The sequence below is a fragment of the Nocardioides sp. genome (genome assembly GCF_035503875.1).
In the GTDB taxonomy this organism is placed as follows: domain Bacteria; phylum Actinomycetota; class Actinomycetes; order Propionibacteriales; family Nocardioidaceae; genus Nocardioides.
In genome coordinates this window covers 48,833-74,347 of record NZ_DATJTA010000072.1, presented here as the reverse complement: position 1 = coordinate 74,347, position 25,515 = coordinate 48,833, and the positions used below count along the sequence as shown (strand labels likewise).

The 25,515-nt window shown below is 72.6% G+C and carries 21 protein-coding genes; 9 read left to right on the top strand and 12 right to left on the bottom strand.

Translation table 11 applies throughout. The annotated features are described in order from the left end of the window. Positions 1-53 precede the first annotated feature (53 nt). Both VMF51_RS17110 and VMF51_RS17105 read right to left on the bottom strand, forming a co-directional pair. Positions 54-3,929, bottom strand: coding sequence for a family 78 glycoside hydrolase catalytic domain (locus tag VMF51_RS17110; RefSeq protein WP_325475666.1), 3,876 nt, complete (start codon positions 3,927-3,929; stop codon positions 54-56). Between the two features lie 173 nt (positions 3,930-4,102). Beyond that, on the bottom strand, positions 4,103-5,401 hold the full coding sequence (locus VMF51_RS17105) for an ISL3 family transposase (RefSeq protein ID WP_325475665.1): 1,299 nt from the start codon (positions 5,399-5,401) through the stop codon (positions 4,103-4,105). Positions 5,402-5,682: 281 nt separating this feature from the next. On the opposite strand from VMF51_RS17105, the gene VMF51_RS17100 reads away from it, so the two are divergent. Further along, positions 5,683-8,052 (top strand): phosphoketolase family protein, encoded by a 2,370-nt coding sequence (locus VMF51_RS17100; protein WP_325475664.1) that lies wholly within the window; start codon positions 5,683-5,685, stop codon positions 8,050-8,052. Positions 8,053-8,067: 15 nt separating this feature from the next. Here the strand turns inward: VMF51_RS17100 and VMF51_RS17095 are convergent, their stop codons facing one another. The 4 genes from VMF51_RS17095 to VMF51_RS17080 all read right to left on the bottom strand — a co-directional run bounded on the left by VMF51_RS17095 (position 8,068) and on the right by VMF51_RS17080 (position 11,513). Continuing rightward, positions 8,068-9,192: an acetate kinase gene (locus VMF51_RS17095; protein WP_325475663.1), complete on the bottom strand. Its 1,125-nt coding sequence runs from the start codon at positions 9,190-9,192 to the stop codon at positions 8,068-8,070. Further along, on the bottom strand, positions 9,189-9,773 hold the full coding sequence (locus VMF51_RS17090; protein ID WP_325475662.1) for a CBS domain-containing protein: 585 nt from the start codon (positions 9,771-9,773) through the stop codon (positions 9,189-9,191). The genes VMF51_RS17095 and VMF51_RS17090 overlap by 4 nt, the downstream gene beginning before the upstream one ends. Before the next feature lie 101 nt (positions 9,774-9,874). Continuing rightward, complete coding sequence (gene adhP / locus VMF51_RS17085; RefSeq protein WP_325475661.1) at positions 9,875-10,891, bottom strand: alcohol dehydrogenase AdhP; 1,017 nt, start codon at positions 10,889-10,891, stop codon at positions 9,875-9,877. A gap of 106 nt (positions 10,892-10,997) precedes the next feature. Then, the gene (locus VMF51_RS17080) at positions 10,998-11,513 is read right to left on the bottom strand and encodes a hypothetical protein (protein WP_325475660.1); all 516 of its coding nucleotides are present in this window, start codon (positions 11,511-11,513) and stop codon (positions 10,998-11,000) included. Positions 11,514-11,674: 161 nt separating this feature from the next. Here VMF51_RS17080 and VMF51_RS17075 point away from each other — a divergent pair, with 161 nt between their 5' ends. The 4 genes from VMF51_RS17075 (at position 11,675) to VMF51_RS17060 (ending at position 14,382) form a co-directional block, all read left to right on the top strand. Then, positions 11,675-12,487 carry a universal stress protein gene (locus VMF51_RS17075; RefSeq protein ID WP_325475659.1) on the top strand — a complete coding sequence of 271 codons (813 nt, stop codon included), beginning with the start codon at positions 11,675-11,677 and terminating at the stop codon, positions 12,485-12,487. Beyond that, positions 12,484-12,933: a pyridoxamine 5'-phosphate oxidase family protein gene (locus tag VMF51_RS17070; protein WP_325475658.1), complete on the top strand. Its 450-nt coding sequence runs from the start codon at positions 12,484-12,486 to the stop codon at positions 12,931-12,933. Before VMF51_RS17075 ends, VMF51_RS17070 begins: the two co-directional genes overlap by 4 nt. A gap of 115 nt (positions 12,934-13,048) precedes the next feature. Then, entirely contained in the window at positions 13,049-13,993 is a 945-nt protein-coding gene (locus VMF51_RS17065) for a universal stress protein (protein WP_325475657.1), read from the top strand. After that, complete coding sequence (locus tag VMF51_RS17060; RefSeq protein ID WP_325475656.1) at positions 13,990-14,382, top strand: pyridoxamine 5'-phosphate oxidase family protein; 393 nt, start codon at positions 13,990-13,992, stop codon at positions 14,380-14,382. Before VMF51_RS17065 ends, VMF51_RS17060 begins: the two co-directional genes overlap by 4 nt. A gap of 3 nt (positions 14,383-14,385) precedes the next feature. Here VMF51_RS17060 and VMF51_RS17055 read toward each other — a convergent pair whose 3' ends face one another. Further along, a complete protein-coding gene (locus VMF51_RS17055) occupies positions 14,386-14,802 on the bottom strand; it encodes a pyridoxamine 5'-phosphate oxidase family protein (protein ID WP_325475655.1) in 417 nt (138 codons plus the stop codon). A 149-nt stretch (positions 14,803-14,951) separates the two neighbouring features. Here VMF51_RS17055 and VMF51_RS17050 point away from each other — a divergent pair, with 149 nt between their 5' ends. After that, the gene (locus VMF51_RS17050; RefSeq protein WP_325475654.1) at positions 14,952-15,788 is read left to right on the top strand and encodes a ceramidase domain-containing protein; all 837 of its coding nucleotides are present in this window, start codon (positions 14,952-14,954) and stop codon (positions 15,786-15,788) included. Between the two features lie 70 nt (positions 15,789-15,858). Here the strand turns inward: VMF51_RS17050 and VMF51_RS17045 are convergent, their stop codons facing one another. From VMF51_RS17045 to VMF51_RS17025, 5 genes are all read right to left on the bottom strand, one after another. Further along, on the bottom strand, positions 15,859-19,194 hold the full coding sequence (locus VMF51_RS17045) for an Ig-like domain repeat protein (RefSeq protein ID WP_325475653.1): 3,336 nt from the start codon (positions 19,192-19,194) through the stop codon (positions 15,859-15,861). Positions 19,195-19,287: 93 nt separating this feature from the next. Continuing rightward, a complete protein-coding gene (locus VMF51_RS17040) occupies positions 19,288-20,022 on the bottom strand; it encodes a FliA/WhiG family RNA polymerase sigma factor (protein ID WP_325475652.1) in 735 nt (244 codons plus the stop codon). A gap of 78 nt (positions 20,023-20,100) precedes the next feature. After that, positions 20,101-20,556 carry a hypothetical protein gene (locus VMF51_RS17035; protein WP_325475651.1) on the bottom strand — a complete coding sequence of 152 codons (456 nt, stop codon included), beginning with the start codon at positions 20,554-20,556 and terminating at the stop codon, positions 20,101-20,103. Next, entirely contained in the window at positions 20,553-20,972 is a 420-nt protein-coding gene (locus VMF51_RS17030; RefSeq protein WP_325475650.1) for a hypothetical protein, read from the bottom strand. The genes VMF51_RS17035 and VMF51_RS17030 overlap by 4 nt, the downstream gene beginning before the upstream one ends. A gap of 78 nt (positions 20,973-21,050) precedes the next feature. Further along, on the bottom strand, positions 21,051-21,500 hold the full coding sequence (locus VMF51_RS17025; RefSeq protein ID WP_325475649.1) for a prepilin-type N-terminal cleavage/methylation domain-containing protein: 450 nt from the start codon (positions 21,498-21,500) through the stop codon (positions 21,051-21,053). A 225-nt stretch (positions 21,501-21,725) separates the two neighbouring features. Between VMF51_RS17025 and VMF51_RS17020 the strand changes: the two genes are divergently transcribed. From VMF51_RS17020 to VMF51_RS17010, 3 genes are read left to right on the top strand one after another with little or no spacing between them, the layout of a single operon-like run. Continuing rightward, entirely contained in the window at positions 21,726-23,033 is a 1,308-nt protein-coding gene (locus tag VMF51_RS17020) for a prepilin-type N-terminal cleavage/methylation domain-containing protein (RefSeq protein ID WP_325475648.1), read from the top strand. Beyond that, the gene (locus VMF51_RS17015) at positions 23,030-23,749 is read left to right on the top strand and encodes a prepilin-type N-terminal cleavage/methylation domain-containing protein (RefSeq protein WP_325475647.1); all 720 of its coding nucleotides are present in this window, start codon (positions 23,030-23,032) and stop codon (positions 23,747-23,749) included. Before VMF51_RS17020 ends, VMF51_RS17015 begins: the two co-directional genes overlap by 4 nt. Further along, positions 23,749-25,458: a pilus assembly PilX N-terminal domain-containing protein gene (locus tag VMF51_RS17010; protein ID WP_325475646.1), complete on the top strand. Its 1,710-nt coding sequence runs from the start codon at positions 23,749-23,751 to the stop codon at positions 25,456-25,458. Before VMF51_RS17015 ends, VMF51_RS17010 begins: the two co-directional genes overlap by 1 nt. Positions 25,459-25,515: the final 57 nt, after the last annotated feature.

Sequence of the window (25,515 nt, the reverse complement as noted above, 5' to 3'; positions counted from 1 at the left end):
TGCCCGACGACGCGCGTGAGCGCGCCCTCGGGCACACGACCCCCTGGTCGGTGCTAGCGCCGGACGGTGATGGTTCCCGTCCGGGTCGTGCGGAGTACGGCGTACCGGGCGTCGCCGGCGTACCGGACCTTGACGGCCCAGGCGCCGCGGCTCAGCTTCGGCACCCGGACGACGACCTTGCCGTCGCGGGCGGTGCCGACGGCGGACACGGTGCGACCGCCCTTGACCAGCAGCACCCGGACCTTGCCGGTCGCCTTCCTCGCGCCGGCGCCGGTGCCGGTCGTCGAGGCGAGACCCACGCGGACGCGGCCCGCGGTGCGCACGCCCGGCTGCCGGACGACGGCGGTCCGAGCGCGGACCTTCGCCTTCACGACCCGCAGGGTGCCGGTGGCGGCCGCGTCCTCCAGCCGCTCACCGCCGTTGAAGACGACCTGCAGCGGACGGGTGCCGGGGGCCAGCGTCGCCGGGGCGGCGAAGCGGGCCGCGCCGCCGGTGACGGCGGCCTTCTGCGTCGCGCCGAGCCCGGTCAGGGTGACCGTGCCGGAGTCGACCGGCCGGCCGTCGGCCGCCGTCACGTCGACCACGATCTCGCTGCGGGCGCCGTACGGCTGGGTGGCGGCGGTGACCGCCAGCCCGGTGGCGTACGTCGGCGGGGTGCCGCCGACCCCGAAGGTGTGCGTGCCGGCGCCGACCTCGAACTGGGTGTAGCCCTCGACCTCGCTGGGCACGACCTTCGCGCCGCGCGGGCCGTAGACCGCCGAGCCGGCGGCGAGGTTCGGGACCCGCACCGTGGCGACGGTGTTGCCGGGGATCGTGACGTCGAGCGTCAGCTCGCCCCCGGTGCGCTTCCAGGACGAGGCGATCGGACCGCGCACCGAGTCGTACGACGCGCTCGCGCTGTCCACCCCGTCGACCAGGGCCGGCTGGACCAGGACGTGCTCCCAGGCGACCGAGCCGGGCGCCTGGTCGAGGCCCGCGAGGCTGTCGTTCAGCCAGCCCGCGAGCATGCCCAGCATGTAGTGGTTCTGCGATCCGGAGCTGCCCATGCCGGACCAGTGCTCGGGCAGGGACGTGGCGCCCTGGCCGAGGAACTTCGCGTAGCTGTTGCCGGTCGGCCGGGTGGCGAGGGCGTGCACCAGGTCGTGCTCACCCTCCTCGGCCAGGACGCGCAGCAGGGCGTAGAGGCCGACCTCGCCGACCATGAACTGTCCGCCGTCGCTCTCGATCCGGGCGAGCAGGGCCTGCACCGCGGCGGGCCGTGCGTCGGCCGGCACCAGGTCCTCGTCGAGCGCGAGCGCGAGGGCGGCCTGGTTGCCGTTGCTCCACTTGCCGTCGACGTAGTACGCCGTGCGGAACGCCTCGGCGATCCGGTCGGCCTTCTGTGCGTAGGTCCGCGCCTGGGCCGGCTTGCCGATCGTGGTCGCGATGTCGGCCATGGTGCGCACGATCTTGTGCCAGGCGTAGGTCTGGACGTAGGCGTCCGGCACCCGGTTGACCGACTCCTCGGGGGTGGCCCAGTCGTTCAGGCCGCCCGGCAGGATGAAGTCGTTCGCGATCGAGCTGAGGTACTGGTCGTAGCTGACCATGTTGGGCCAGTACGTCCGCATCGGGTCGAGGTCGCCGTACTCCTCGTAGACCTGCCAGGCCGAGACCGACATGGTCGCGCCCCAGTTGGCGTCGTGGCGGAAGGCGCCGGCGAAGAGCGAGTCCTCGGGAGCCGTCGTCGGGATCAGGCCGTTGGCCGTCTGGGAGTCGGCGGCGTCCTGCAGCATCTTGCGGTACTGCGCCTGCATGTCGTAGCCGCGGGCGACGGTGTCGAAGTTGAGGTTGGTCTGGTCGAGCCAGCCCAGCTTCTCGCGGTGCGGGCAGTCGGTGAGGACCGAGTACATGTTGCTCTGCACCGAGCGGTCGATCATCGTGTGGATCTGGCCGAGCGTCTCGTCCGACGTCTTGAACTCGCCGACCGCCTCGTTGGAGGTCCGCAGCACCAGACCCTTCATGGTCTCCGCCGTCGGGGCAGCGGGCAGGCCGCTGACCTGCAGCCAGCGCATGCCGTGGTAGCGGAAGCGCGGGGTGTAGGTCTCGGTGCCCTCACCGGCGAGGGTGAAGGTGTCGTAGGCGTTCTTGCCCGAGCTGTCCTGGTTGACGCCGGTGGGGTTGCCGTCGCCGTCGCGGTTGAGCCGCTCGCCGGGCCGCATGGTGATCGCGGTGCCCGCCGGGCCGGAGACGTTCAGCTGCTGCCAGCCGGCGAAGTTCACGCCGAAGTCGAACAGGTAGTCGCCGTTCGGGAGCTGCGTCCACTCCGTGTCCAGATCGTCGACCTGACGGATCGGGGGCTGCACGCGCCCGACGAGGCGGGTCGTCTGGCGGGGCGCCTTGGACGCGACCGGGGAGGTCCACGAGCTCCGGTCGGTGCCGGCCTCGTCCCAGGCGTCGATGTGACGACGGGCGTCGACGTCCTCGCCGCCGTACCAGCTGGTGAAGGTGACCTCGCCCAGCGTCGTGCGCCAGGACGACTCGGCGCCGGCGTTCGTGGCGACGGTCGTGACCTTGCCGGACTTGTCGGTGATCTCCAGCTGGCCCATCACGCGCGGGGCGCCGTGGCCGCTGGCCGTCTTGACGTAGCGGGTGGCGGCGCTGGGCACGTTGAAGACGTTGAAGATGCCGTTGCCGACCTCGAGGCCGAGGCTGTTGTCGCCCTCGTCGAGCAGCGAGGTGACGTCGTACGTCGCGTACGGGACCCGCTTGGCGTGGAAGGTGTTGGCCGGCTCGAGCAGGTCCTCGGAGACGGGCTCGCCGTTGATGCTGGCGTTGTAGACGCCGAGGCCGGTGACGTAGAGCCGCGCCGAGGCGACGTCGTCGGCCTGGAAGTCCGTCGCGAAGATCGGCAGCGCCTCGGGCGCCTCGTGCAGCGTCGAGATCGCCGGGAGCTTGGTGGCCTTGGCGCGCTCGGTCCAGGTGACGCCGTCGGTCGAGGTCAGGACCGCGACGTCGCGCGGGTAGTTGGGCGTCGTGCCGTAGCGGCCCGGGCTGTCCCACAGGCTGTAGAGCTCGGCGGTGTCGAAGGTCTTCTCCGCGCCCAGGTCGAGCGTGAGCAGGATCGGCTTGTCCTTGACGTCCGTCTCGGGGTGGTAGGTGCTCCGGTAGCCGCGCGGCGCCTGGGCCGTGGTGAGCTTGCCGTCGGTGACGAAGGAGGGGTTCCAGACGCCGGTCTGGTTCTTGTTCTCCGAGGCGGTGACCTTGGCGCCGAGGGCGAGGTTCGGGGCCTCCGGGTCGGCGCTGTCGCGCAGGACGAGCTCACCGAGCTCGAGGCGCGGACGCCAGCCCGGGTCGTCCAGCGGCTCCTCGGGGCGGCCGAGGTCGGTGACCTTCAGCTGCACGTAGCGCGCGGTCTGGGCGGCGGGCAGCTTCACGTCCTGGTGCAGCGGCTGGACCCACTCGGGGTTGGTGATCCAGTCGGCCTGCCAGTCGGCGGAGCTGAGCAGCCCGATCTCGAAGGTGGCCGGCTTGCTCCACTCGCCGACGCGGTTGGTGACGTCCCAGACGCGCACCTGCCACACGGCGCGGTCGCGCGAGTCGAGCGCCTTGCCGTCGTACGTCGCCTGGAGGAGCGAGGAGTCGACGCGGCCGCTGTCCCACAGGTCAGGTGCGTCGAGCTTGGCGGCGCTCGAGGCGACGCGCACCTGGAACGACTTCTGGTTGAGCAGGCCGGCGCCGGCCCGCCACTGCAGGGTGGGGGTGGTGTCGTCGATGCCGAGCGGGTCGACGAGGCCGCCGACCTTCAGGTCGACGGGAGCGGGTACGCCGGCCGGCGCCTGGGCGGTGGCCTGGGCGGGGGCGGGAGCCAACGCGCTGGCCGTGGTGAGGCCGACGAGTGAGGCTGCGGCCGTCGCGAGGGCGCGACGGTACGCGGGATGAGGGGACGCCACTGAGGGTTCCTTCCGAGTAATGAAACGATTCAGACATGCGCGCCCAGGAAACCTATGTCGACCGTCACCGGGTGTCAACGGTCACATACGAAACGGTCGGTTGTTACCGAGGAGTACTCCTTAGCTCACACTCCGCACCCGCCGAAGTCGGGCTCTTGTGCTGAATGTGTGGGTCAGGCTCGGCCTGGGAGGGCGGGGGTGTGGCCGCTGAGGGTCAGCATGAGGAGGCTGATGAGGGCGTCGGGGTCTTTGATGCCGAAGGCGATGCGGTTGCGTAGTCGGATGCGGGTGTTGACCGATTCGCTGATCGCGTTGGACAGGTCGTGCTCGATCGCGGCGAGGATGGGGCCGCGTTGGTCGGTGACCATTCTGGCCAGGTCGACGAACTGCTCGATGCGGCAGCGTCGTGCGGAATCGCACCAGGCGTCGAGGGCCGCGGCGGCCTCCTCGCACGGGAGCTTCAGCACTGCCCGTAGGCCCTCTTTGAGCTGGTAGGCGCGCCATAAGCGGGGGTCGGTCTTGGCGATCCAGTCCAGCCGGGTCTGTTGGTGCGGGGTGAGGTTCTCGGGGTTCTTCCACAACGCGTAGCGCGAGCGGGTCAGGATCTTGAGCCGCTTGTGGGCGGGGTACTCGTGGGCAGCGTCAGCGGGTGCGCGGCCCCGGCCACGGGAGTTGGCCCGGGCGAGCTGTCGGGTCTCGCGCCAGACCTGGAGGCGGACTTCGCCCAGAGCGTCGTTGGCCCATTTCACGACGTGGAAGGGGTCGGCGACCCGGATCGCCTCGGGACAGTTCTTCGCTGCCACCTTCGCGATGTACGGCGCGGCGTCAGCGCTGATGTGGGTGATCTTGGCGCGTCGCTGGGGTCCCAGCGCGTCGAAGAACGACTGCGCGGTCGCGGTGGTGTTGCCCTTGCCCACCCACACCAGATGACCGGTGTCGTGATCGACCACCGCGAGCAGGTAGCGCTGGTTGCGCCGCCAGGAGACCTCGTCGATCCCGATCCTGCTCAGTCCCTCGAACAGGTCGGTGCGCTCGGCGATCTCGGCCCAGACCCGGGTCAAGATCGCATCCACCGTGCGCCACGCGACGCGCATCAGCTGCGCGACCGTGGACAGCGAGGTCTTGGTGACCAGCCACGCGACCTGGTCCTCGAACGCCAGCGTGGACCGCGCCCGGTGTCTGGCCCACGGCACGTGCGCGACCACGACGCCATGGACGCGGCACCGCACCCGGGGCGCGTCGGCCTCGAGCACGACCTGCGTCGTGGCGCAGTCCAGGGTCCGCCATCGACGTCGACCACGCCCCGCGTCGTACCCGGCCGCGGGCGCCCGGCACCGGCCACACCGCCCGCGGCGCCGCGCCGCGGGTCGCACCGCAACCACCACCACCCGCTCGTGCTGATCGAACTCGACCCTTTCGACCACGGTGTCCTCGAGTCCCAACAGACACCGCCATAGGCTGACATCACGCACGCCGCTCTCCTTGACGCCCGGTTCCGGTTCCTAGATAGCTCCAGAACCTAGGCAGAGAGCGGCGTGCGCTCGTCTACGGCACGCTCAACCCACCCACACATTCAGCAGGAGAGCCCGAGTCGGCAGAAGTTGCGCGTCGAGTCGGCAGAAGTTGCGGTCAGACCTGACGTGAACTTCTGCCGACTCGGCGGTGGCGGGGGTGGACCGGGGTGACGGCTGCCTGCGAGGGTGGTGATGCCACGGACGCCTTGCCCAGCACGCCTGACGATCCAGGAGCCCTGATGGTGCAGACCGCGACGCCCGCCCCCCTGACCGACGCCGACCTCGATCTGCTCGACGCCTGGTGGCGTGCTGCGAACTACGTGTCGGTGGGGCAGATCTACCTGCTCGACAACCCACTGCTCGAGCGGGACCTGACCCCGGACGACATCAAGCCGCGGCTGCTCGGTCACTGGGGCACGACCCCCGGGCTGAACCTGCTCTGGACCCACCTGAACCGGCTGATCCGCGAGCGGGACGTCGACGCGATCTTCCTCGCGGGTCCCGGCCACGGTGGTCCGGCCGCCGTCGCGAACGCCTGGCTCGAGGGCACCTACAGCGAGGTCTACCCGGCGATCGGCGACGACCGTGACGGGATGCGGGCGCTGTTCCGGCAGTTCTCCTTCCCGGGCGGGATCCCCAGCCACGTCGCGCCGGAGACCCCCGGGTCGATCCACGAGGGCGGCGAGCTCGGCTACGTCCTCTCGCACGCGTACGGCGCCGCGATGGACAACCCGGACCTGCTGGTCACCGCGGTCGTGGGCGACGGCGAGTTCGAGACCGGTCCGCTGGCCGCGTCCTGGCACGCCAACAAGTTCGTCGACCCGGTGCACGACGGCGCGGTGCTGCCCGTGCTGCACCTCAACGGCTGGAAGATCGCCAACCCGACCGTCCCCGCGCGGATCCCACGCCCGGAGCTGGTCAAGCTCCTCGAGGGCTACGGCCACGAGGTGCTGACCGTCGAGGGCGACGACCCGGCCGACGTGCACCGGCAGCTGGCCGCGGCCATGGACGCGGCCCACGACACGATCCGGGACATCCAGCGGGCCGCGCGCGAGGACCGTGACCGGGTACGCCGCCCGTGGCCGATGATCCTGCTCGTGACGCCGAAGGGCTGGACCGGGCCCGCCGTCGTCGACGGTGTTCCCGTCGAGGGCACGTGGCGCTCCCACCAGGTGCCGCTGGCCGGCACCCGGGACAACGCCGCACACCGGGCGCAGCTGCAGGACTGGCTGGCGTCGTACCGGCCCGGGGAGCTGTTCGACGCCGACGGACGGCTGGTGCCGGAGCTGCGCGCGCTCGCGCCGGCGGGGACCCGGCGGATGAGCGCGAACCCGCACGCGAACGGCGGGCTGCTGAAGCGACCGCTGCGGCTGCCGGACTTCCGCTCCCGGGCGGTCGAGGTGACCGCGCCCGGGGCGTCGGTGCACGAGGCGACCCGGGTGCTGGGGGAGTACCTCCTCGACGTGGTGCGCGCGAACCCCGACAACTTCCGGATCTTCGGCCCCGACGAGACCGCGTCCAACCGGCTCGACGCCGTCTACGAGGCCACCGACAAGGTCTTCGCGGGGATCATCGAGGACGTCGACCAGCACCTCGCGCACAGCGGCCGGGTGGTCGAGCTGCTCTCCGAGCACACCTGCCAGGGTTGGCTGGAGGGCTACCTGCTCACCGGGCGGCACGGGCTGTTCAGCTGCTACGAGGCGTTCATCCACCTCGTCGACTCGATGCTCAACCAGCACGCCAAGTGGTTGAAGACGACGCGCGAGCTCGAGTGGCGCCCGCCGGTCGCCTCGCTCAACTACCTGCTGACCTCGCACGTGTGGCGCCAGGACCACAACGGCTTCTCGCACCAGGACCCCGGCTTCATCGACCACGTGGTCAACAAGAAGGCCGAGGTGGTCCGCGTGTACCTGCCGCCGGACGCCAACACCCTGCTGTCGGTGATGCGGCACTGCCTGGCCAGCGAGCACTACGTCAACGTCGTCGTGGCGGGCAAGCAGCCGTCGTACGACTGGCTCGACGCGGAGGCCGCCGACCTGCACTGCGCCCGCGGGGCCGGCATCTGGGACTGGGCGTCCAACGACGACGGCGAGCCCGACGTCGTCCTCGCGTGCGCGGGCGACGTGCCGACGCTGGAGGCGCTGGCCGCGGTGTCGATCCTGCGCGAGCACCTCCCCGAGCTGCGGGTGCGCTTCGTCAACGTGGTCGACCTGATGCGCCTGCAGGACGAGACCGAGCACCCGCACGGGATGCCGCACCACGAGTTCGACGCGGTGTTCACCGCCGACCGGCCGGTGATCTTCGCCTACCACGGCTACCCGTGGCTGATCCACCGGCTGACCTACCGACGCCGCAACCACGAGAACCTGCACGTGCGCGGCTACAAGGAGGAGGGCACCACCACGACGCCCTTCGACATGGTGATGATGAACGACCTGGACCGCTACCACCTGGTCATGGACGTCATCGACCGGGTGCCCGGCCTGGCTTCGCGCGCCGCCTCGCTGCGGCAGCGGATGGTCGACACGCGCCGGCGGGCGCGGGAGTGGACCCGCACGCACGGCGAGGACCTGCCGGAGGTGCGGGACTGGGCCTGGTCGGCGGGCTGAGGGACTGCCTACCCATCACCCCAGCAGCTCGACCACCTGCCGCGCGATCGCCAGTTCCTCGTTCGTCGGTACGACGAGGACGGCGACGGGTGACCCATCGAGGGAGATCCGGCGTGGGCCGTCGTCGTCGGCCTCGTTGAGGTCGGTGTCGATGGCGATGCCGAGGCGTTCCAGGCCGGCCAGCGCGTCGGCGCGGACCCGGGTGTCGTGCTCGCCGACGCCGGCGGTGAGCACCAGGGCGTCGGCGCCGCCGAGGACGGCCAGATAGGCGCCGACGTAGCCGCGGATCCGGTGGCAGTAGACGTCGTAGGCCAGCTGAGCCCGGTCGTCGCCGTCGTCCATCGCGGCCTGCACGTCGCGCAGGTCGTGGTGGCCGCTCAGCCCGAGCAGGCCGGAGCGGTGGTGCAGCAGGTCCTCCAGGCCGTCGACGTCGAGGTCGCCGTGCCGGAGCAGGTGGACGACGACCCCGGGGTCGAGGTCGCCGGCGCGCGTGCCCATCACCAGCCCCTCCAGCGGGGTCAGGCCCATCGAGGTGTCGACCGGCCGTCCGCCGCGGACCGCCGCGACGGAGGCGCCGTTGCCGAGGTGCAGGGTGATCAGGTCGAGGTCGGCGAGGCCGCGTCCGAGCAGGTCGGCCGCGCGCTGGGCGACGTACTCGTGGCTGGTGCCGTGCATGCCGTAGCGACGGATCCCCAGGCGCGCGGCGAGCTCGGCGTCGATCGCGTACGTCGCCGCCGCGGCGGGCAGGTCGGCGAACCAGGCGGTGTCGAAGACGGCGACTTGCGACAGCGAGGGGTACGCCGCCCGCGCGGCGCGGATGCCGGCGACGGCCGGGGGGTTGTGCAGCGGGGCGAGCCGCGAGAGGTCGTCGATCGCGTCCAGCACGGCGTCGTCGACGACCGTCGGCCCGGAGAACCGGTCGCCGCCGTGGACCACCCGGTGGCCGACCGCGGCGAGGTCGCCCTCGTCGATGCCGGCCTCGCGGAGGTCGGCGAGGACCGAGTCCAGCGCGCCGTCGAAGCCGCCGTCCTCGATCCGTTCGACGTGACCGCGGGTGCGGGTGCCTCCCGTCGCCGGGTCGACGACCTGGTACTTCAGCGACGACGAGCCCGCGTTGAGGACCAGGACCGGGCGGCTCATCCGATCCGGACCTCGACGACGCCGCCGACCGTGTGCGCGACCGACTCCGCGAGCGAGCGCTCTGCCGGCTCCGGGCCGGTGATCTCGACGACGCCGTCGGTCACGGTGACCCGCCAGTCGGCGTACCCGGCGGTCCGCAGGGTCTCGCGGATCTCCGCGGCGATGGCGCCGTCGGGCCGGGCGAGCATCCGGACGACGTCGCTGCGGGCGATGATGCCGACGACCCGCCCGTGCTCGTCGACCACCGGCAGGCTCTTGACCCGGTGGGTGCCCATCCGGTCGACCGCGGTGGCCAGGTCGTCGTGGGGGCGGACCGTGACCGGGGCCGGCGTGAGCACCTCCGCGACGGTCTGCGGCGGGCGCTGGTCGGGTCCGGCGGGGAGCATGCGCGCCCGGGGGTCGTGCGGCACGGCGTCGCGGATCAGGTCGGCCTCGCTCACCACGCCGACCAGTCGGCCGTCGTCGGCGACCACGGGCAGCGCGGTCACGCCGTGCCGCTGGAGCAGGGTCAGGGTCTTCTTCACCGGGTGGTCCGGTGGAACGGTCACGGGGTCGGACGTCATCGCGCCGGAGACCAGCATGGTCAGGCTCCTCCTCGGTGGGTCGCGTCGTGCTCGTGCCCCAGCCTGCTCGACCCGGGCGCCGATGGACAGGCGCCCGGGCGAATCGTCCCGCGGACCGGCTACGGCTCGAAGACGATCCGGGCGGTGGTCCGGGCCTGGAGCACGTCGTCGATGGCGGCGTTGACGTCGTCGAGCCGCCGGGTCTCCGCCACCACGCGGGTGCGGCCCCGGGCGTGCAGCTCGAAGACCTCCGCCAGGTCCTGCCGGGTACCCACGATCGAGCCGATCACCGAGATCCCCTTCAGCACGGTCGGGAAGATCGGCAGCGCCATCGGCCCCTCGGTCTCGGGCGGCAGCCCCACGCAGACCAGCCGGCCGCCGCGCCGCAGCGAGGCGAGGGCCTGCTCGAAGACCTGCGGGATCACCGCGAGCACGACGGCGACGTCGGCCCCGCCGAGCGCCTCGATGGCCGCCACCGGGTCCTCGGTGCGGGCGTTGACGACGTGGTCGGCCCCGAGGTCGGTCGCCATCTCCAGCTTGGCGTCCTCGACGTCCACCGCGATCACGGTGCCGCCGACGAGGCGGGCGTACTGCAGCGCCAGGTGCCCGAGGCCGCCGACGCCGAAGATCGCCACCCGCTCGGCGGGCCGGACCCCGGCGACCTTGACGGCCTTGTACGTCGTGACGCCCGCGCAGGTCAGCGGCGCGGCGTCGCGCGGGCTGACCCCGTCGGGGACGGGGACGGCGTAGTCGGCATCCGCGACGGCGTACTCCGCGAAGCTGCCGTCGATGGAGTAGCCGGTGTTCTGCTGCTCCTCGCACAGGGTCTCCCAGCCGCTGACGCAGTGGTCGCAGTGGCCGCAGGCGTGTCCGAGCCAGGGCAGTGCGACCCGGTCGCCCACGGCGCGGTGGCGTACGCCGTCGCCGACCGCCTCGACGATCCCGACCCCCTCGTGCCCGGGCACGAACGGCGGGGTCGGCTTGACCGGCCAGTCGCCGTGCGCGGCGTGGATGTCGGTGTGGCACAGGCCGCTGGCCTCGATGCGGACCAGGACCTGGCCGGGACCGGGGTCGGGTACGGCGCGCTCCTCGACCGTCAGGGGCTCGGTGAAGCTGGTGACGACGGCGGCCTTCATGACTCTCACCTCTCTCGCGTGGACTCGTGTGGTGCCAGCCTCGCGGCGGCGGGTCGGTCGCGCCCAGGGCCGCAGGTCCCGACCGTGCGGGACCCGTGTGTCGGGCTCACCCGGCGGCCAGCCCGGCGCCCCAGGCCTCGGCGCGCTCCAGCTCGCCGTCCACGAGCGGACCGTCGGTGTCGACGACGTAGTACGACGCCGGGTCGGCGGCGAGCCGGTAGCCGCGCCGGCGCAGCTGCCGGGCGGCCTTCGCGGCCGCCGACCCCGGCAGGCGCCGTACCTTGGCCACCCGCGTGTCGAACGCCGCGGCGCGGACGTGGGGACCGGCCGGCGGCAGCTGCGCGAGCCACTCGCGCAGCCCGCGCTCGACCCGGTCGGCGGACGCGCCCTGTTTGACGGCCTCGGCACGCGAGCTCGCCCGGGAGAGCGAGAACGCGTGCGTGGGCGCGCCGAGCACCAGGACGTCGTACGACGTGAGCGGGCGCGGCGGGTGATCCGTCGAACTGACATCGACCAGGTCGACCTGGCAGCCCGCGCCGCTCAGACCGCGGGCGACGGCGGCGGCGATGGCCGCGGTGTTGCCGAACATGGACTCGTGTGCGACCAGTGCGGTGCTGCTCATCACGACCTCCTCCGTCCCTTCGAGTCTGGACCCTCGGACCCGGTCCGGCATCGGCCCTGCGCCCCGACCACGCGGGACGAACGACCCTGACCGATCGGCGGGGGCGGACGGATGATGGACGGAAGGAGCAGACCGTCGGACTCGAGGGGGAGGAGCAGGCGATGACCCAGGAAGCGGACGTCCGGCCCCACCTGGGGGTGGTGGCCGCGGTCGGCAGCTGGCCCCGGGACGAGACCGTCGTGGCCCGGGCCGCGGAGGAGGCCCAGCGACGGACGGTGCCGCTGACGCTGCTCCACGTGCTGGCCGACCCCGCCGACGAGGCGGACCTCGACGTGCTGACCCGCGCCCGGGAGACCGCCCGGCGGCGGATACCTGACGGCCGCGTCCACGCCGCGCACGTCTCGGGGGCGGTGCCGACGCGCATCGTCGGCACGTCGCGGCGCGCGGACCTCGTGGTGCTCGGAGCCGAGGGCGGCTCCCCGATCACCCGGCTGCTGCGCGGGGAGGTGACCGCCAACGTGGCGGCGCGTGCCCGCTCGCTGGTCGAGGTGGTTCCGACCGGCGAGGGTGTCGCCCCGGGCGCGCCGCGCGTCGACCGCGTGGTCGCCGTGAGCTGCCGCGACGGCGACGGCGAGGAGCTCGCCCGGGTGGCCTTCGACCAGGCCGAGCGGTACGCCGCCCCGCTCTTCCTGATGCGTGCGGGGGAGGAGGAGCGCCCCGAGGTCGTGGGACCGCTCGAGGCCGCCCTGGACCGGTGGCGGCCGGTCCACCCGGAGGTGGCGGCGGAGGTCGTGGTGCTGCCCGGACCGGCGCCGGCGGCCGTCCTGCACCAGCTGGAGCCGAGCGACCTCGTGGTGGTCATGCGCGGCGCGGGCGCGGCGTACTGGGGGCGTCCCGACGGCATCACCCGAGCCCTGCTCGACCGCGGACCGTGCCCGGTGGTCGTCGTACCCCCGGGTGAGGCGGAGCGGTGAGCGCGGAGGCCGCGCTCGACGCGGACACCTGTCGCGCCCTGCTCGTGCGGGGCGTCGTGGGCCGGCTGGCCTTCTGGGCGTACGACGGCCCGCGCCTCCACCCGTTCAACTACGCGGTGCTCGACGACCTGCTGGTGCTCCGCACGCGACCCGGCTCGGCGCTGGCCCGGCTGGTGCACGAGCAGCCCGGAGCGCGGGCCGCGTTCGAGGTCGACGAGATCGACCACCCCGACCAGCGCGGCTGGAGCGTGCAGGCCCGGGGTCCGCTGGAGCGGCTGCACGACCCCACCGTGCTGGCCGAGATCGAGCGGGTCCGGCCACCCCGGCCCTGGGCGCCCGGCGAGCGGACGGTGCTGGTCGGCCTGGGCTGCGCCGAGCTGACCGGGCGGCGGCTCGGGGCGGGCTGGGACCCGCTCGACGCGCAGACCTTCCGCCGGCTCGGCTGACCGGGGCAGAAGGGCCCGGCCGGTCGTGTCCTCCGGCCCTGCCCACCGCGCCACGGCGTACCGAGCATGGAGGTACGGGGAACCCCCCCCGTGACGATTCGGGAGGTCGAGGACGATGACGGACATCAGCACCGGCGCAACGGCCACGGGCGTGGTCGTCGGGGTCGACGGCACGCCGGCCAGCATCAATGCCGCGCGCTACGCGCGGGCGGAGGCGGCTCGCCTCGATGAACCGCTGCGGATCGTGCACGTGCTGCCGGACTACGCGCCGATGGCGATCCAGATGGTCCCCGTCGCGGAGATCAACGAGGGCGGGCGCCAGGTCCTCCGCTCGGTGGGCGCGGCGCTGGAGGCGGCTGAATCGCCCGCGTCGGAGCGCGCCGTACCCGTGAAGAAGGTGCTGCGCCGCGGCTCCCGGGTCGCGTCCCTCGTCGCGGACGCCCGGGCGGCCCGGCTCCTGGTGGTCGGCGCCGACCGGCGTGCGATCGCCCAGCGGCTGTTGACGGGCAACACCTCGACCGGGGTCGCCGCGAGCTCCGTCGCTCCCGTGGTGTCGGTCCCCGAGACCTGGACGCCCGCCGAGCACGGCGTCGTCCTCGCCGGTGTCAAGAGGCCCGGCCGGTCCACCGACCTGCTGGCCGAGGCGTTCGCCGTGGCCCGCGCCCGAGGCGCGCGGCTGCTGGTCGTGCACGCGTGGCGGCTGCCGTCGGAGTACGACGACGTCATCGCGAGCCGGATCGCCGTCGACGAGTGGGACGCGCGCGCCCACGCCGAGCTCGAGGCCGCCGTGGCCGACTGGCGCGCGAGCTACCCCGACGTGGAGGTCGAGCTCCGGGTCGTCCACGACCAGCCGGCCCACGCCCTGGTCGAGGCGTCGGCGCAGGTGGACGAGCTGGTCCTGGTCCGCCGGGCCCGCGGCTTCCCGGCGGCGGCGCACCTGGGCTCGACGGCCCGCACGGTGCTGCGACAGGCGCACTGCCCGGTCCGGGTGGTGCCTCCGGGGCACGCCGCGGAGGTCGCGGGTCTCGTGCTCGAGGACGCCGGCGGGATGCGGAAATGACCACCGGCGAGGTCGGCGCCATGACGCCGGAGGAGTGCTGGGCACTGCTGGAGGACGAGACCTTCGGCAGGCTGGCGTACCGCCTGGTCGACGAGGTGCACATCGTGCCGCTGGACTACGCGACCTGGGCGCGCGCGATCTACGTGCGCACCCAGGCCGGCAACAAGCTGCTCGCCGCGGCGCTCTCCTCCGACGTGGCCCTGGAGATCGACTGGCGCGGCGAGCACGGGGCGTGGTCGGTCGTCGTACGCGGCAGGCTGCGCCTCCTCGAGCCCGACGAGCACCCGCTGCACGTCCCGGCGGCCCGGCCCTGGGTGGGCGACGTGGCCTCCGAGGTCGTCGAGCTGGTGCCCGAGGTGGTCGAGGGACGCCGGTTCAGCTGGTCGTAGTGCTCAGGCGCCCGGCCGGGACACGAGCCGACGCCCGCTCACCTCGGTCGGCTCGAGGCGCACGTAGACGTTGCGCTGACCCTCGGGCCAGATGCACAGCTGGCTGACCGAGTCCGGAGCCAGCTCGGGGTCCACCAGGTGCACGACGGCGCGCAGGACGACGCTCCAGCCGGTGCGGCTCACCGGGTCCAGGTAGTCGGCCTCGACCGCGACCTCGGTGCCGGCCGCGCCCTGGGCGATCGCGGACTGGGGGGTGGTGCGGAACCACAGGGCGCCGTCCGCCGCGACGCAGTTGACCGGCACGATCGAGACGCCTTCGGGGCTGAGCCAGGCCACTCTCGCGACGTCCGCCGCGGTGAGCAGGTGCCAGGCGTCGAACGCGCTGGTGGCGACCAGGTGTGAACCTTGGCCTTGGCTCATCGTCGTCATTGGTTTCCCCTCCGGGTCCGCTGAGAACTACTAAAGCGGACTCTCACAGAGATCGGCGTCGTTTGCCGCCTGTTCCCACCAGGTAATTGGTCCCGCTGCGTCCGGGACCAAAGTCCCAGTGACTGTGAGAGGTTGAGCGCGTGCCCCGTCGGTCGCTCCGCCCGCTGGCGATCGCGGGCGCCGTCGCCGCGGTGTCGGTCGGCCTCCTCGTGCTCGCCGTCGGGCAGGGCTGGCTCGGACCCGACGTGGGCCGCGGCGCCGACTTCTGCGAGGCGCCGCACCCCGGATCCGTGCGGCAGCCGGTCAACTCGTTCTCCAACCTGGGCTTCGTCGTCGCCGGACTGCTCGTCGCGTGGCGAGCGGGTCGTCCGGACCTGCTCGGGGAGGTGCTGCCGCGCCGGCCCGGACTGGCGACGGCGTACGCGTGCGTCGTGGTGCTGCTCGGTCCGGCGAGCGCGGCGATGCACGCGACCCAGGCGGCGTGGGGCGGGCATCTCGACCTGCTGAGCATGTACCTGGTGGCGTCGTTCGCGGCGGCGTACGCCCTGGTGCGGTGGTGGGGCCGCGGATCCTTCCCGCTGCTGTTCGCCGCCCTGGTGCTGGCCTGCGAGCTCGTCAGAGCGTACGACGGCCGGGTGCCGGTCGTCGAGCATCCCGGCAACGTCGCCTTCGCGGTGCTGCTCCTGACCGCGGTCGTCATGGAGGTCCGGCTCTGGCGTCGCCGGGCCGGCGGCCTGCACACCGACCTGCGCTGGGGCGCGGGCGCGCTCGCCGCCATCCTGGTCGCCTTCGCGATCTGGAACGTCACCAAGCGGACCTGGTGCGACCCGCACTCGCTGCTCCAGGGACACGGGGCGTGGCACCTGCTGTGCGCGCTGGCGGCGTACCTGATGTTCCGGCTGTGGGGGAGTGAGCGGCGGCGGTCGGGGGTGGTGGGGTCGCGGCTTCATCACGGTATGCAGACCAGTTCGCACTGACCACGGTGGGTACGCCGTGGGGAGCGCGAACTCGGCGACATACCGTGATGAACCTGCGACACCCCCGCCGTCAGCGCTTCCGGACCACCAGCTTCACCGCCCGGGAGGTGGACGGCCGGGTCTGGGCCGCTCCGCTGTAGACCGCCTTGATGGTGTGCCGGCCGACGGCCAGCTTCGGCAGCCGGACGGTGGCCGTGGCGCGGGCGCCCAGCCGGATGGTCGCGAGCTTGCGCTTGCGGTCGTAGAGGGTGACGGTGCCGCCGGGGGCGGCGAGTCCGGCGGCGGTGATGCGCACGGTGGCGCTCACCCGCTTCTTCACCGTGGTCCGGGAGGCCGTCAGCTTGACGGTCGTCGCGGAGGCCAGCTTCGCCACCGCGACCGAGGCGCTGCGGGCGGTGCCGGGTGTGCGCCCGGTCGCGGTGGCGGTCTCGGCGACGGCGACCGAGCGACCGGCGTCGGCGGCCACGAGTCGGTACGTCGACGACGTGGCGCGGGGGATCGGTACGCCGTCGCGCAGCCACTGCCGGGTGACCCGGGCTCCAGCGGGCCAGGTGCCCGACGCGGCGGCGAGCGTGGACCCGACGACCGCGTTCCCGGTCACCGTCGGCGGCGTCCCGACCAGGGCGTCACCGGACACCGCGACGAGGGGGGCGCTGGTCGAGACGGCCGGCTTGTAGCCGGTCAGCGTGCCGGTCGCCCGGACCGTGAGCTGCTTGCCGAGGTCGGTCTGCACGACGGTGTACGTCTCCTCGGTCGCGTCCGCGATCTTCGCGGTGCCGCGGTACCACTGGTAGTCGATCCGGTCGACGACCGGGTCGAAGGTCGGCGCCCCGACGCGCAGGTCGCTCCCGACCCGGCCGCTGCCGGAGATCGACACCCGGGTCACCTCGGCGGGCGGGTCGACCACGGTGAACGAGCGCCAGGGCGCGGCGCCGAGGGCCGAGCCCCGGTTGTCGAGCAGGACCACACGCCACTGCCAGGAGCCGGCCGCGAGCGCGGCCGTCGGTGCCCAGGAGGCGGCGCGGGTCGTGGCGTTCTCGGTCAGGCTGGTGCTGTCCTTCTTGCGCCGCTCGAACCGGTAGCTGGTGGCCCGGACGTCCGGCTCCCAGCTGAAGTACGCCGTCCCGGGCGCGACCACGGCGCCCTCGGAGGGCGCGACCGTCGAGGGGACCACGGGATCGATGCGGAAGGAGCGCTGCTCGCTCCACGCGCCCCGCCGGCCCTTGGCGTCGACCCGGCGGACCCGCCAGGTGTAGTCCTCGCTCACCGGGTAGGGGTCGCTGGGCGCCCAGGAGACGTGCTTCCAGGAGGTGGGGCCGTCGACCTTCGTGGGTCCGGCATACACCTCGACCTCGTAGCCGGCGGCGAAGGCGAGTGGCTCCCAGCTCAGCGCGTAGTCCACCCCGAGTCCGGTGCCATCGGCCGGGCCGGTCAGGTTGGGTACCGGCGAGCGCTTCACGAACCGGCGGGTCTCGCTCCACACGGTCGGGTTGTTGCTCCCGTCCATCGCGCGCACCCGCCAGTAGACGGGGCCCTCGGGGTAGGTCACGGTCCGCGAGGTGAAGGTCCGCTCGTCGACGGTCACGCTCTCGATGGGGGCGCCGAACGCCGGGTCGACCGACGTCTGGACGACGTACGACCGGGCCTCGGTCGAGGCGGGCGTCGTGAGCGAGGAGCCGGTCGCCGCGGCGGGGTCGCGCACTGCGTCGAGCGCCGAGCCCCAGGTGAGGGTCACGTCGTCGGCCACGATCGCGTCCGGTGCCGGGCTCTGCAGGGCAGGTCCGACGGTCTTCTTGGCGAACGAGTTCTCGGCGTATCGGACCAGGCCGGGGCAGGCACCGAAGCACGGGTCGACGACCCAGAAGTACGCCGAACCGGCCTGGCTGTCGGGCAGTGTCTTGACAGGGGTCCACATGGTCGACGAGACAGTGAAGGTCTCGACGACGTTCGTCAGCTCGCGGTCGCGAGACAGGATCAGGCGGTAGCTGCTGGCCCCGGGCACGGCCGGCCAGGTCAACACCGGGGTCTGCCGGAGGTCGACGCAGGTGCCCGGCAGCGCCGTCGTGCAGACCTCACGCTCGACGCCCCCCACGCCATACGCCGCAGTGCCGCTGATCGCGGCGGCCGGCTCGGTGGCCGGGTCGGCCCCCATTGTCGGCGGGGAGTAGTCGAAGGTCGCTGGCTCCTGGGCAAGGATGTCGGTCACCGGGGTCTTCCCGGCACCGTCATCGGTGGCCCGCACCAGCCACGAGTAGCGCCCCGCCGCGGTCGGCTTGCACGCGTTGGCGAGGGTGGTGTGCACGGTCTCCGCGCTGCACACCGGCTGGCCGCCGTCGTCGTCGTACAGGTAGAGCGTGTACTTGCTCGCCCGCTCGATCGCGGTCCACTCGTAGAAGAGCGGGATTCCGGGCTCGTTCGCGCCGCGCGGGTAGACCAGCGTCGGCTGGTCGGCCCAGGCGCGCCGGAACCGCCAGGGCTCGGCGGGCCAGGGCGCCTTGTTGTTGGAGGCGTCGACGGGGCGCACCCGCCAGTAGTACTCGTCGTTGTCGAGCGTCGGAGGGGCGTAGTTCGTCCCGACGACCCCGGTGACGCTGTGGGCCACGCTCAGGAAGCCGTCGTCCGTGCTGACCTGCACCTCGTAGGTGACCGCACCCGGCACCGGCTCCCAGTCGAGCACGACGTCGCGCACCGGCGTCGCGAAGCTGTCGGCAGGAGCGGTGAGCCGTGCGGCAGGGAGGCCGCGGACGAGATAGTCGCGGACGGTCGACCAGCGGGTGGCGTAGCCGGTGCCCAGCGTCGCCCGGACCCGCCAGTGGTAGGTGCCCGCCACCTGGTAGCCGGTGAGCACGGCGGCCGTCGTCCGCTGGGTGCTGGTGATGATCAGGGCCGGGTCCGTGAACTCGGGGTCCGGGCTCACCTGCACGGTGTACGACGTCGCGCCGGCCACCGGCTCCCACGCGAACCGGGGGGTGTCGACCGGCGGCTGGATCACCGTCCCGGCGGCGGGCCGCACGGGGTCGGGCGCGGGCTGGGCCTCGTAGCCGAACGCTGCGCTGCTCCACGGGCTCCTCTCGGCGCCGGCAACCGAGCGCACCCGCCACCACACCTCGCCCTCGGGCAGCTGGACCTTGGGCACGTACCGGAGGTTGACCGTGCCGGTGACCGACTCCAGCGGGGCGGCGAAGTCGGAGGTCGCGGCCACCTGGACGTCGTACGACGCCGCACCGGGCACGCGGTCCCAGCCCAGGTCGACCGACCCGTCGACGACCGCACCACCGCCGGGGCTGAGTCCGCTCGGCGTCTCCGGCGGCGCGGCCTGGGCGGTCGGAGCGCTGACCACGGCGCCGGTACCGGCGAGCGCCAGCACGAGCGCCAGGAGCAGGGGCACGGCACGGCTGCGGAACATGGGGCGACTCCCGGGGCACGACACGGCACCCGCGGTCGCGGGCGCACCTGAGTCGTCGGTCCCCGGCAGGTCCGACTTGACCCCCGGCCCGCCTCAGTCCTGCCGCTGCTCGGCGAGCTTGCGCCGCAGGGTCAGGGTCGCCCGGCTGTGCAGCTGGCTCACCCGCGACTCCGTGACGCCGAGGACCTGGCCGATCTCGGCGAGGGTGAGCCGGTCCCAGTAGTAGAGGGCGATCACGATCTGGTCGCGCTCGGGCAGCTCGCGGACCGCGCGCAGGAATCCCTCGGGAAGGTCCTCGGCGTCGGGGAGGTCGAGGTCGACGCGGACGGCGTCGTCCTCGCCAGCGGTGGCCGCCTCGAGACTGAGCAGGTTCGTGTAGCTGGTCTCGGCGTAGAGGTGCTGCAGCTCGGCGACGGTGATGCCCATCTCCTCGGCCACCTCCCGGTCCTCGGGACCCCGGCCGAGCCGGCGCTCGAGGGTGGCCTGGGCGGCGTTGATGTCGCGGATCTTCTCGCGCACCGACCGGGGCACCCAGTCGGTCGAGCGCAGGCCGTCGACGATCGCGCCGCGGATCCGGGCGACGGCGTACGTCTGGAACTGCAGGCCGCGGTCCGGGTCGAACTTGGTGACGGCGTCCAGCAGGCCCAGGACGCCGTCGGAGGTGAGGTCGTTGCTGTCGACGTTGGCCGGCAGCCCGGAGCGGAGCCGGCCGACGACGTACTTCACGAGCGGCGCGAAGCGCAGGACCAGCTGGTCCCGCGCCTCGGGGTCACCCGTGTCCTTGAACCGTCGCCAGAGATCGTCGAGCTCGTCGGCCGGTGTCGGCATCCCGTCCCCCTCCCGAGGCCGTGCGCGGCCACAGTAATGGCTGCGCGCGGCCTCGGCCCGGGAGTTCGGGAACTCGGATCAGTCGTCGAGGAAGGCGATCTCCTGGAGTAGACCGAGGTTCTGCCGCTCGGGAAGAGGAGCGGCCGTCTCCACCACGGCGAGCCGGGGGACCGCGGAGAGGGTGGGGGTCCAGTCGTCGTCGAGCGGGGACGGCGCCGGGACCGCCGGGGGTACGACGTTGAGCGGGCGGGCCGTCTCGGCGAGCAGGTCGGCGGGCAGCGCGATCGAGTCGGGCGGCGGCGCCGGCTCGGGGGCCAGGGTGGGGTCGGCGTCGGAGGTCTCGGAGCCGGCCGAGCCGGCCGGGTCTGCCGGGGCCTGCAGCGCGACGCCGAGGACGACCCGGGTGAGCGCGGCCATCGAGCGGAGCGTGTCGCGGACGGTGGCCGGATCGAGCGTCGTCTCGGCGGCGGCGGTCGGCTGGGGTGCCGTGAGCGGGTCGTCGAGGAAGGGGTGCAGGCTGGGGGACGAGGTCATCGGGTGCTCCCTGAGATGGGGCCGCTGCTGTCGATCGTGCGGGGCTCGACGGTCATGGTGGTGGTCACCTCGGCCAGGTCCGCCAGGAAGGGGACCCGCTGGAGGAGGAGGGTCGGCGCGGTCGCCACCCCCGTGAGCTCGACGCTGTCGTCGGCGTACACGAGGAAGTCGTCCTCCGACAGGGTGATCTCGTGCTCGCCGGCCTCGGCCCGGGCGGCCTCGAGCGCCGCCATCGCGGTCTGCGGCGTGGGGACGCCCTCGCTGCGGTGCGCCACGACGGCGGCGGCCTTCTGTCCCGCGCTCTCGAGCTCGTCGGGTGTCGCGAGCCGGGTCAGCAGCACGGAGCCGCCGTCGACGGCCAGCAGGCCGACGACGGCCAGCGAGATCAGGACCAGGCACCTGCGGACTGCGGACACGGCTTGCCCCCCGGCATCGTCGATCGGTTCACTGCGGGAGCGGGGTGGGCCGGCACGCGGCCCACCCCGCCCGTCGGGTCAGGCGCAGGTGGTCGCGGCCACCCAGTCGGGCTGCAGGCCGCCGGCGTCGGAGAAGTAGGCGATGTACTCGGCCGACTCGCTCGCCCCGTCGTTGGAAGCGAAGAGGCAGTAGGTGCCGGTCACCGAACCCGCTACGAGGGCCACGTCGTTGCCGTCGCTGGCCTTGAAGCCGTCGAGCTCGGTGTCGTCGGTGCCCGCGCCGCCATCGGTCACGGTCTGAGCGGTGACGTCCGCGGACGGGTTGTCGGTCATCCAGGTCTCGACGATGGTTGCGGCGTTCTTGACGTCCGACTTCAACGAGGCGTCGACGCCCTTCTGGCGCTGGTTGAGGAACGCCGGGATGGCGATCGCGGCCAGGATGCCGATGATGATGATGACGACGAGGAGCTCGATCAGGGTGAAGCCCTGGTCCTTCTCCTTCATCGACTTCTGCAGACGAGCGAGCATGGTGTTTCCCCTTTGCGGAGGTGTGGGTGATTGCTGCGCCCTGCGCCCCTCCCCGGGGTCAGGTGCTCTTGTCGATGGGACTTGTCGGCCCCGCCGGAACGCCGCTTGAGAGCCGCCGGAAGAAACTCGGGCCGGTCTGGTCCGCGCGCCCCTCCGCTCAAGTCCGGCGGGGCGCCCGACCGATCAGTCCTCTCGGTTGGAGCACAGGCGAGGGAGGGAGTCGGCATGCCGTCGTCCGCACGCACGGGGCGCCAGGTGGCGCGCCGCGACGACGGGATGACCCTGGTCGAGGTCGTCGTCGCGCTCGGCCTGTTCCTGGTCGTCGCCGGCGCGGTGCTGAGCCTGCTGGGCGGCGCGATCCGGCTGGCCAAAGAGGACCGCTACCGGATGGTGGCGACCAGCCTGGCCACCCGCGAGCTGGAGATCACCCGAGACGCGTTCGTCTCCCGCAGCCGCGGACCCACGTCGATCACGACCAACCGGGTGGTCAACCCGAATCCGCTGCCGGGCGGTACGGCGGACGAGCCGCTGGTCGTCGACAACGTGCCGTACACCGTGACCCGCACGGCCCAGTGGGCACAGGTGGGCTCCACGGCCGCGTCCACGTGCGACGACGGGAGCGACGTCGAGCTGGCCTTCCTGCGCGTGCGGGTGGAGGTCACCTGGCCCGGCCTGGGCGACCGGCCGCCGGTGTCCACGGACACGGTGATGACGCCGCCCAAGGGCACCTACGCGCAGAACACCGGCCACATCGGCGTACGGCTGCTGGACGCGGACGGCGTACCGATGGAGGGCCGGTCGGTGACCGTCTCCGGACCCAGCGGCTCCTTCAGCGGACTGACGGCGTCCGACGGCTGTGCCGTGTTCGCCTTCCTGCAGGAGGGGGCGTACACGATCACCGCCGACCTGCCGGGGCACATCAACCGGGACGGGACGACGTCGAAGGTCGTCCAGGTGCGGGCCGGACAGCTCGTCCGCACCATCGTGGAGTACGCCCTGGCGAACCGGCTGGTCGTCAGCTACCGGACCGTCGCCGGCTACGAGCCGAAGGGCGCGACCGGCTTCCCGGTGACGCTGGCGAACAGCGCGCTGCTCCCGAACGGCACGGTGGTCCGCACGGGAGCGGTGAGCAGCACCGACGCGAAGCAGACGCTGGAGAGCCTGTGGCCCTACCCGGCGGGGTACGAGGTCTGGGCCGGGGCGTGCACCGACAGCGACCCGTACCAGAGCGACCTGGCCCGCGAGCTCGTCGCGGCCGCCCCCGGCGGGACCAGCACCGTGACGCTCCCGCTGGCCGCGGTCGAGGTCACCCTCAGCGGGAGCGGCCGGGGCAACAAGGACGTGACCGCCACCCGGGTCGACGACGCCGAGTGTCCCGGCGGAGCGAGCATCACGCTCGGCAAGACCAACACCGCCGGCTCGCTGAAGACCAGCCTTCCGCACGGGCGGTGGAGGATCTCCGCGAACGGCAAGAACAGCGAACGGACCCTGGCCTGGACGGGGACCTACCCGATCACGGTGGCGCTGACGTGAGCGGCGCGGAGAGCCGGCCACCCCGGGACGCGGGGATGACGCTCGCCGAGCTGCTGGTGGCCATGGCGGTGTTCACCATCCTGCTGACCGGCGTCGGCGCCACCGCCGTACTCGTCATCCGGACCAGCTCGGCGCTGGAGAACCGGCTGGACAACTCGACCCAGAGCCAGGTCGCCGTCGACGGGGTCAGCAAGGTGCTGCGTACGGCGGTGCTGCCCGTGCAGGCGACCGACCTGGCCTGCCCGACCTGTGCGGAGACCGCCCTGGTGCAGGCCAGCCGGACCCGGGTGCGCTTCTACGCGAACCTGAACACGGTGGGCTCCGCCCCGCTGCTGGTGACCATCGAGCTCGAGCGGGACCCGCACGCGGCTCGGGCGTCCGCGCGGCTGGTGCAGCGCACCCAGCAGCCGATCGTGAACACCTCGGCCCAGTCGTACAGCTACTGCGACCCGACCTCGCCGACCTGTCCGGTGCAGAGCCGGGTGCTGGCGCGGGGCCTGGCCTGGCCGCTCGTCGACACCCTCTTCTACTACAACTCCGACGGCGGGCTGATCCCGGACGCCTCCGTCGGCAGCACCGACCTGCCGCTGGTGACCACGGTCGAGGTGGCGCTGCGGGTGCAGACCGTGCGCGGGAACGACCGCTACCGGGCCGCGACCGTCTACAAGCGGATCCGGCTGCCCAACGCCGAGATCAAGGTCCTGGAGAACGAATGATGACGCAGAGGTATCGCCACGGCACGAGCTCCCGTGACCAGGGCTCGGCGCTGATCGTGGTGCTCGGGACGACGATGGTGCTGATCATCCTGGCCACCGTCGCCGCCACCGCGGCCATGAGCACGAACCGGGTCGCGCGGCACTCCGGCGACTGGAACCAGGCACTCGCCGCTGCCGAGGCCGGTGTCGACGACTACCTGGCCCGGCTGAACAAGAACGACCTCTACTGGCGCACGGCGACCGACTGCAGCAACCTCGCGATGCAGCGCCCGAACGTGAGCTCCTGCTCGTGGGGCGCGGACAAGCCCGTCGGCTGGGTGCCGGTGCCCGGCGCCGACCGGGCGGAGTACCACTACGAGGCCGAGACCACCAGCACGCCTGTCAACGGCACCGTCAGGCTGACGTCCACCGGCCGCGTCGGCGAAGTGACCCGCTCGGTCCAGACCGTGCTGCGGCGCGGCGGCTTCGGTGAGTTCCTCTACTACACGATGTACGAGGAGGTGGACCCGGCGAACACGTCCACCTACGACGGAGCGAGCGGGCGCAGGACCACGACCTGGGCCGCGGCCAACTGCGTGCGCTACTGGTGGCCCACCACCAGCCCCCGCAACTCCGACTGCGTCAACATCCAGTTCGCGGGCGGCGACGTCATCAACGGCCCGATGCACACCAACGACCGGATCCTCACGGGTGGCGCCGTCCGCTTCAAGGGCACCACCACGACGTCGTGGCCGGACTGCGACAAGCCCACGGGCAAGCAGTGCTACGCGAAGGCGGGCTCCACCGCGAACCCGATCTTCGAGAAGGGCATCAGCTACCGGCCCGAGATCGAGCTCCCGACCACGGTCGGCGACCTGCGCCCCTACGTCGACGCCACGAAGACCGAGGAGCCCGGGTGCCTCTACACCGGACCGACCCGGATCAAGCTGGTGGCCACCACGGCGGCGTACTCGACCATGCAGGTGTGGAGCCCCTACTCCCAGACGGCGCTGAACACCGGCTGCGGCAACGCGACGGAGTTCAAGGACCGCCCGACCGTCGCGCAGACGCTGACGATCCCGCACAACCGGCTGATCATCGTGCGCGACATCCCTGCCGGCGGTCCGACCCCGCAGACGAACAGCAACGGCTCCTGCAAGGCGGCCACGATCAGCAGCTTCCCGCAGACCGACGACTGGAACGAGACCCTGCCCGACGCCAACTGCCGCTACGGCACGCTGTACGTCGAGGGCACCCTCAAGGGCCGGATGACGCTGGTCGCGGACAACAACATCATCATCACCGACCACCTGAAGTACCACGGCGGCAAGACCGGCACCGAGGCGCTCGGGCTGATCGCCGGCAACTCGGTGAAGGTCTACCACCCGGTGAAGAGATCCAGCTCGGGCACGTTCTCCGACATGGACCGCCCGGAGAGCAAGGGCAAGTTCCAGAACGCCGTCGTGCAGGCCTCGATCCTGACGCTCATGCACAGCTTCAACGTCCAGGCCTGGGACAAGGGCTCGACCAGCGGTCTGGGCACGCTGAGCCTCTTCGGCTCCTTCGCCCAGCGCTACCGCGGACCCGTCGCGACCACATCGGGTACGGGCTACGACAAGAACTACGAGTACGACACCCGGCTGCGCTTCGCGCCCCCGCCGTACTTCCTCGACCCGGTGCGCTCGGCGTGGGGGATCAAGGCGTACGGCGAGGTCGCAGCCGCCTACTGACCCCGCTCGGGTCGGCACCGAACCGCCCGCCCCCGGACGATCTGGCCGTCCGGGGGC

Coding starts and splice junctions, on each gene's coding strand:
- VMF51_RS17040 (WP_325475652.1), bottom strand. CDS start 20,022: ATGCCGACACCGGCCGACGAGCTCGACGATCTCTGGCGACGGTTCAAG.
- VMF51_RS17010 (WP_325475646.1), top strand. CDS start 23,749: ATGACGCAGAGGTATCGCCACGGCACGAGCTCCCGTGACCAGGGCTCG.
- VMF51_RS17075 (WP_325475659.1), top strand. CDS start 11,675: ATGACCCAGGAAGCGGACGTCCGGCCCCACCTGGGGGTGGTGGCCGCG.
- VMF51_RS17090 (WP_325475662.1), bottom strand. CDS start 9,773: ATGCTGGTCTCCGGCGCGATGACGTCCGACCCCGTGACCGTTCCACCG.
- VMF51_RS17095 (WP_325475663.1), bottom strand. CDS start 9,192: ATGAGCCGCCCGGTCCTGGTCCTCAACGCGGGCTCGTCGTCGCTGAAG.
- VMF51_RS17055 (WP_325475655.1), bottom strand. CDS start 14,802: ATGAGCCAAGGCCAAGGTTCACACCTGGTCGCCACCAGCGCGTTCGAC.
- VMF51_RS17065 (WP_325475657.1), top strand. CDS start 13,049: ATGACGGACATCAGCACCGGCGCAACGGCCACGGGCGTGGTCGTCGGG.
- VMF51_RS17080 (WP_325475660.1), bottom strand. CDS start 11,513: ATGAGCAGCACCGCACTGGTCGCACACGAGTCCATGTTCGGCAACACC.
- VMF51_RS17035 (WP_325475651.1), bottom strand. CDS start 20,556: ATGACCTCGTCCCCCAGCCTGCACCCCTTCCTCGACGACCCGCTCACG.
- adhP (WP_325475661.1), bottom strand. CDS start 10,891: ATGAAGGCCGCCGTCGTCACCAGCTTCACCGAGCCCCTGACGGTCGAG.
- VMF51_RS17025 (WP_325475649.1), bottom strand. CDS start 21,500: ATGCTCGCTCGTCTGCAGAAGTCGATGAAGGAGAAGGACCAGGGCTTC.
- VMF51_RS17045 (WP_325475653.1), bottom strand. CDS start 19,194: ATGTTCCGCAGCCGTGCCGTGCCCCTGCTCCTGGCGCTCGTGCTGGCG.
- VMF51_RS17020 (WP_325475648.1), top strand. CDS start 21,726: ATGCCGTCGTCCGCACGCACGGGGCGCCAGGTGGCGCGCCGCGACGAC.
- VMF51_RS17100 (WP_325475664.1), top strand. CDS start 5,683: ATGGTGCAGACCGCGACGCCCGCCCCCCTGACCGACGCCGACCTCGAT.
- VMF51_RS17060 (WP_325475656.1), top strand. CDS start 13,990: ATGACCACCGGCGAGGTCGGCGCCATGACGCCGGAGGAGTGCTGGGCA.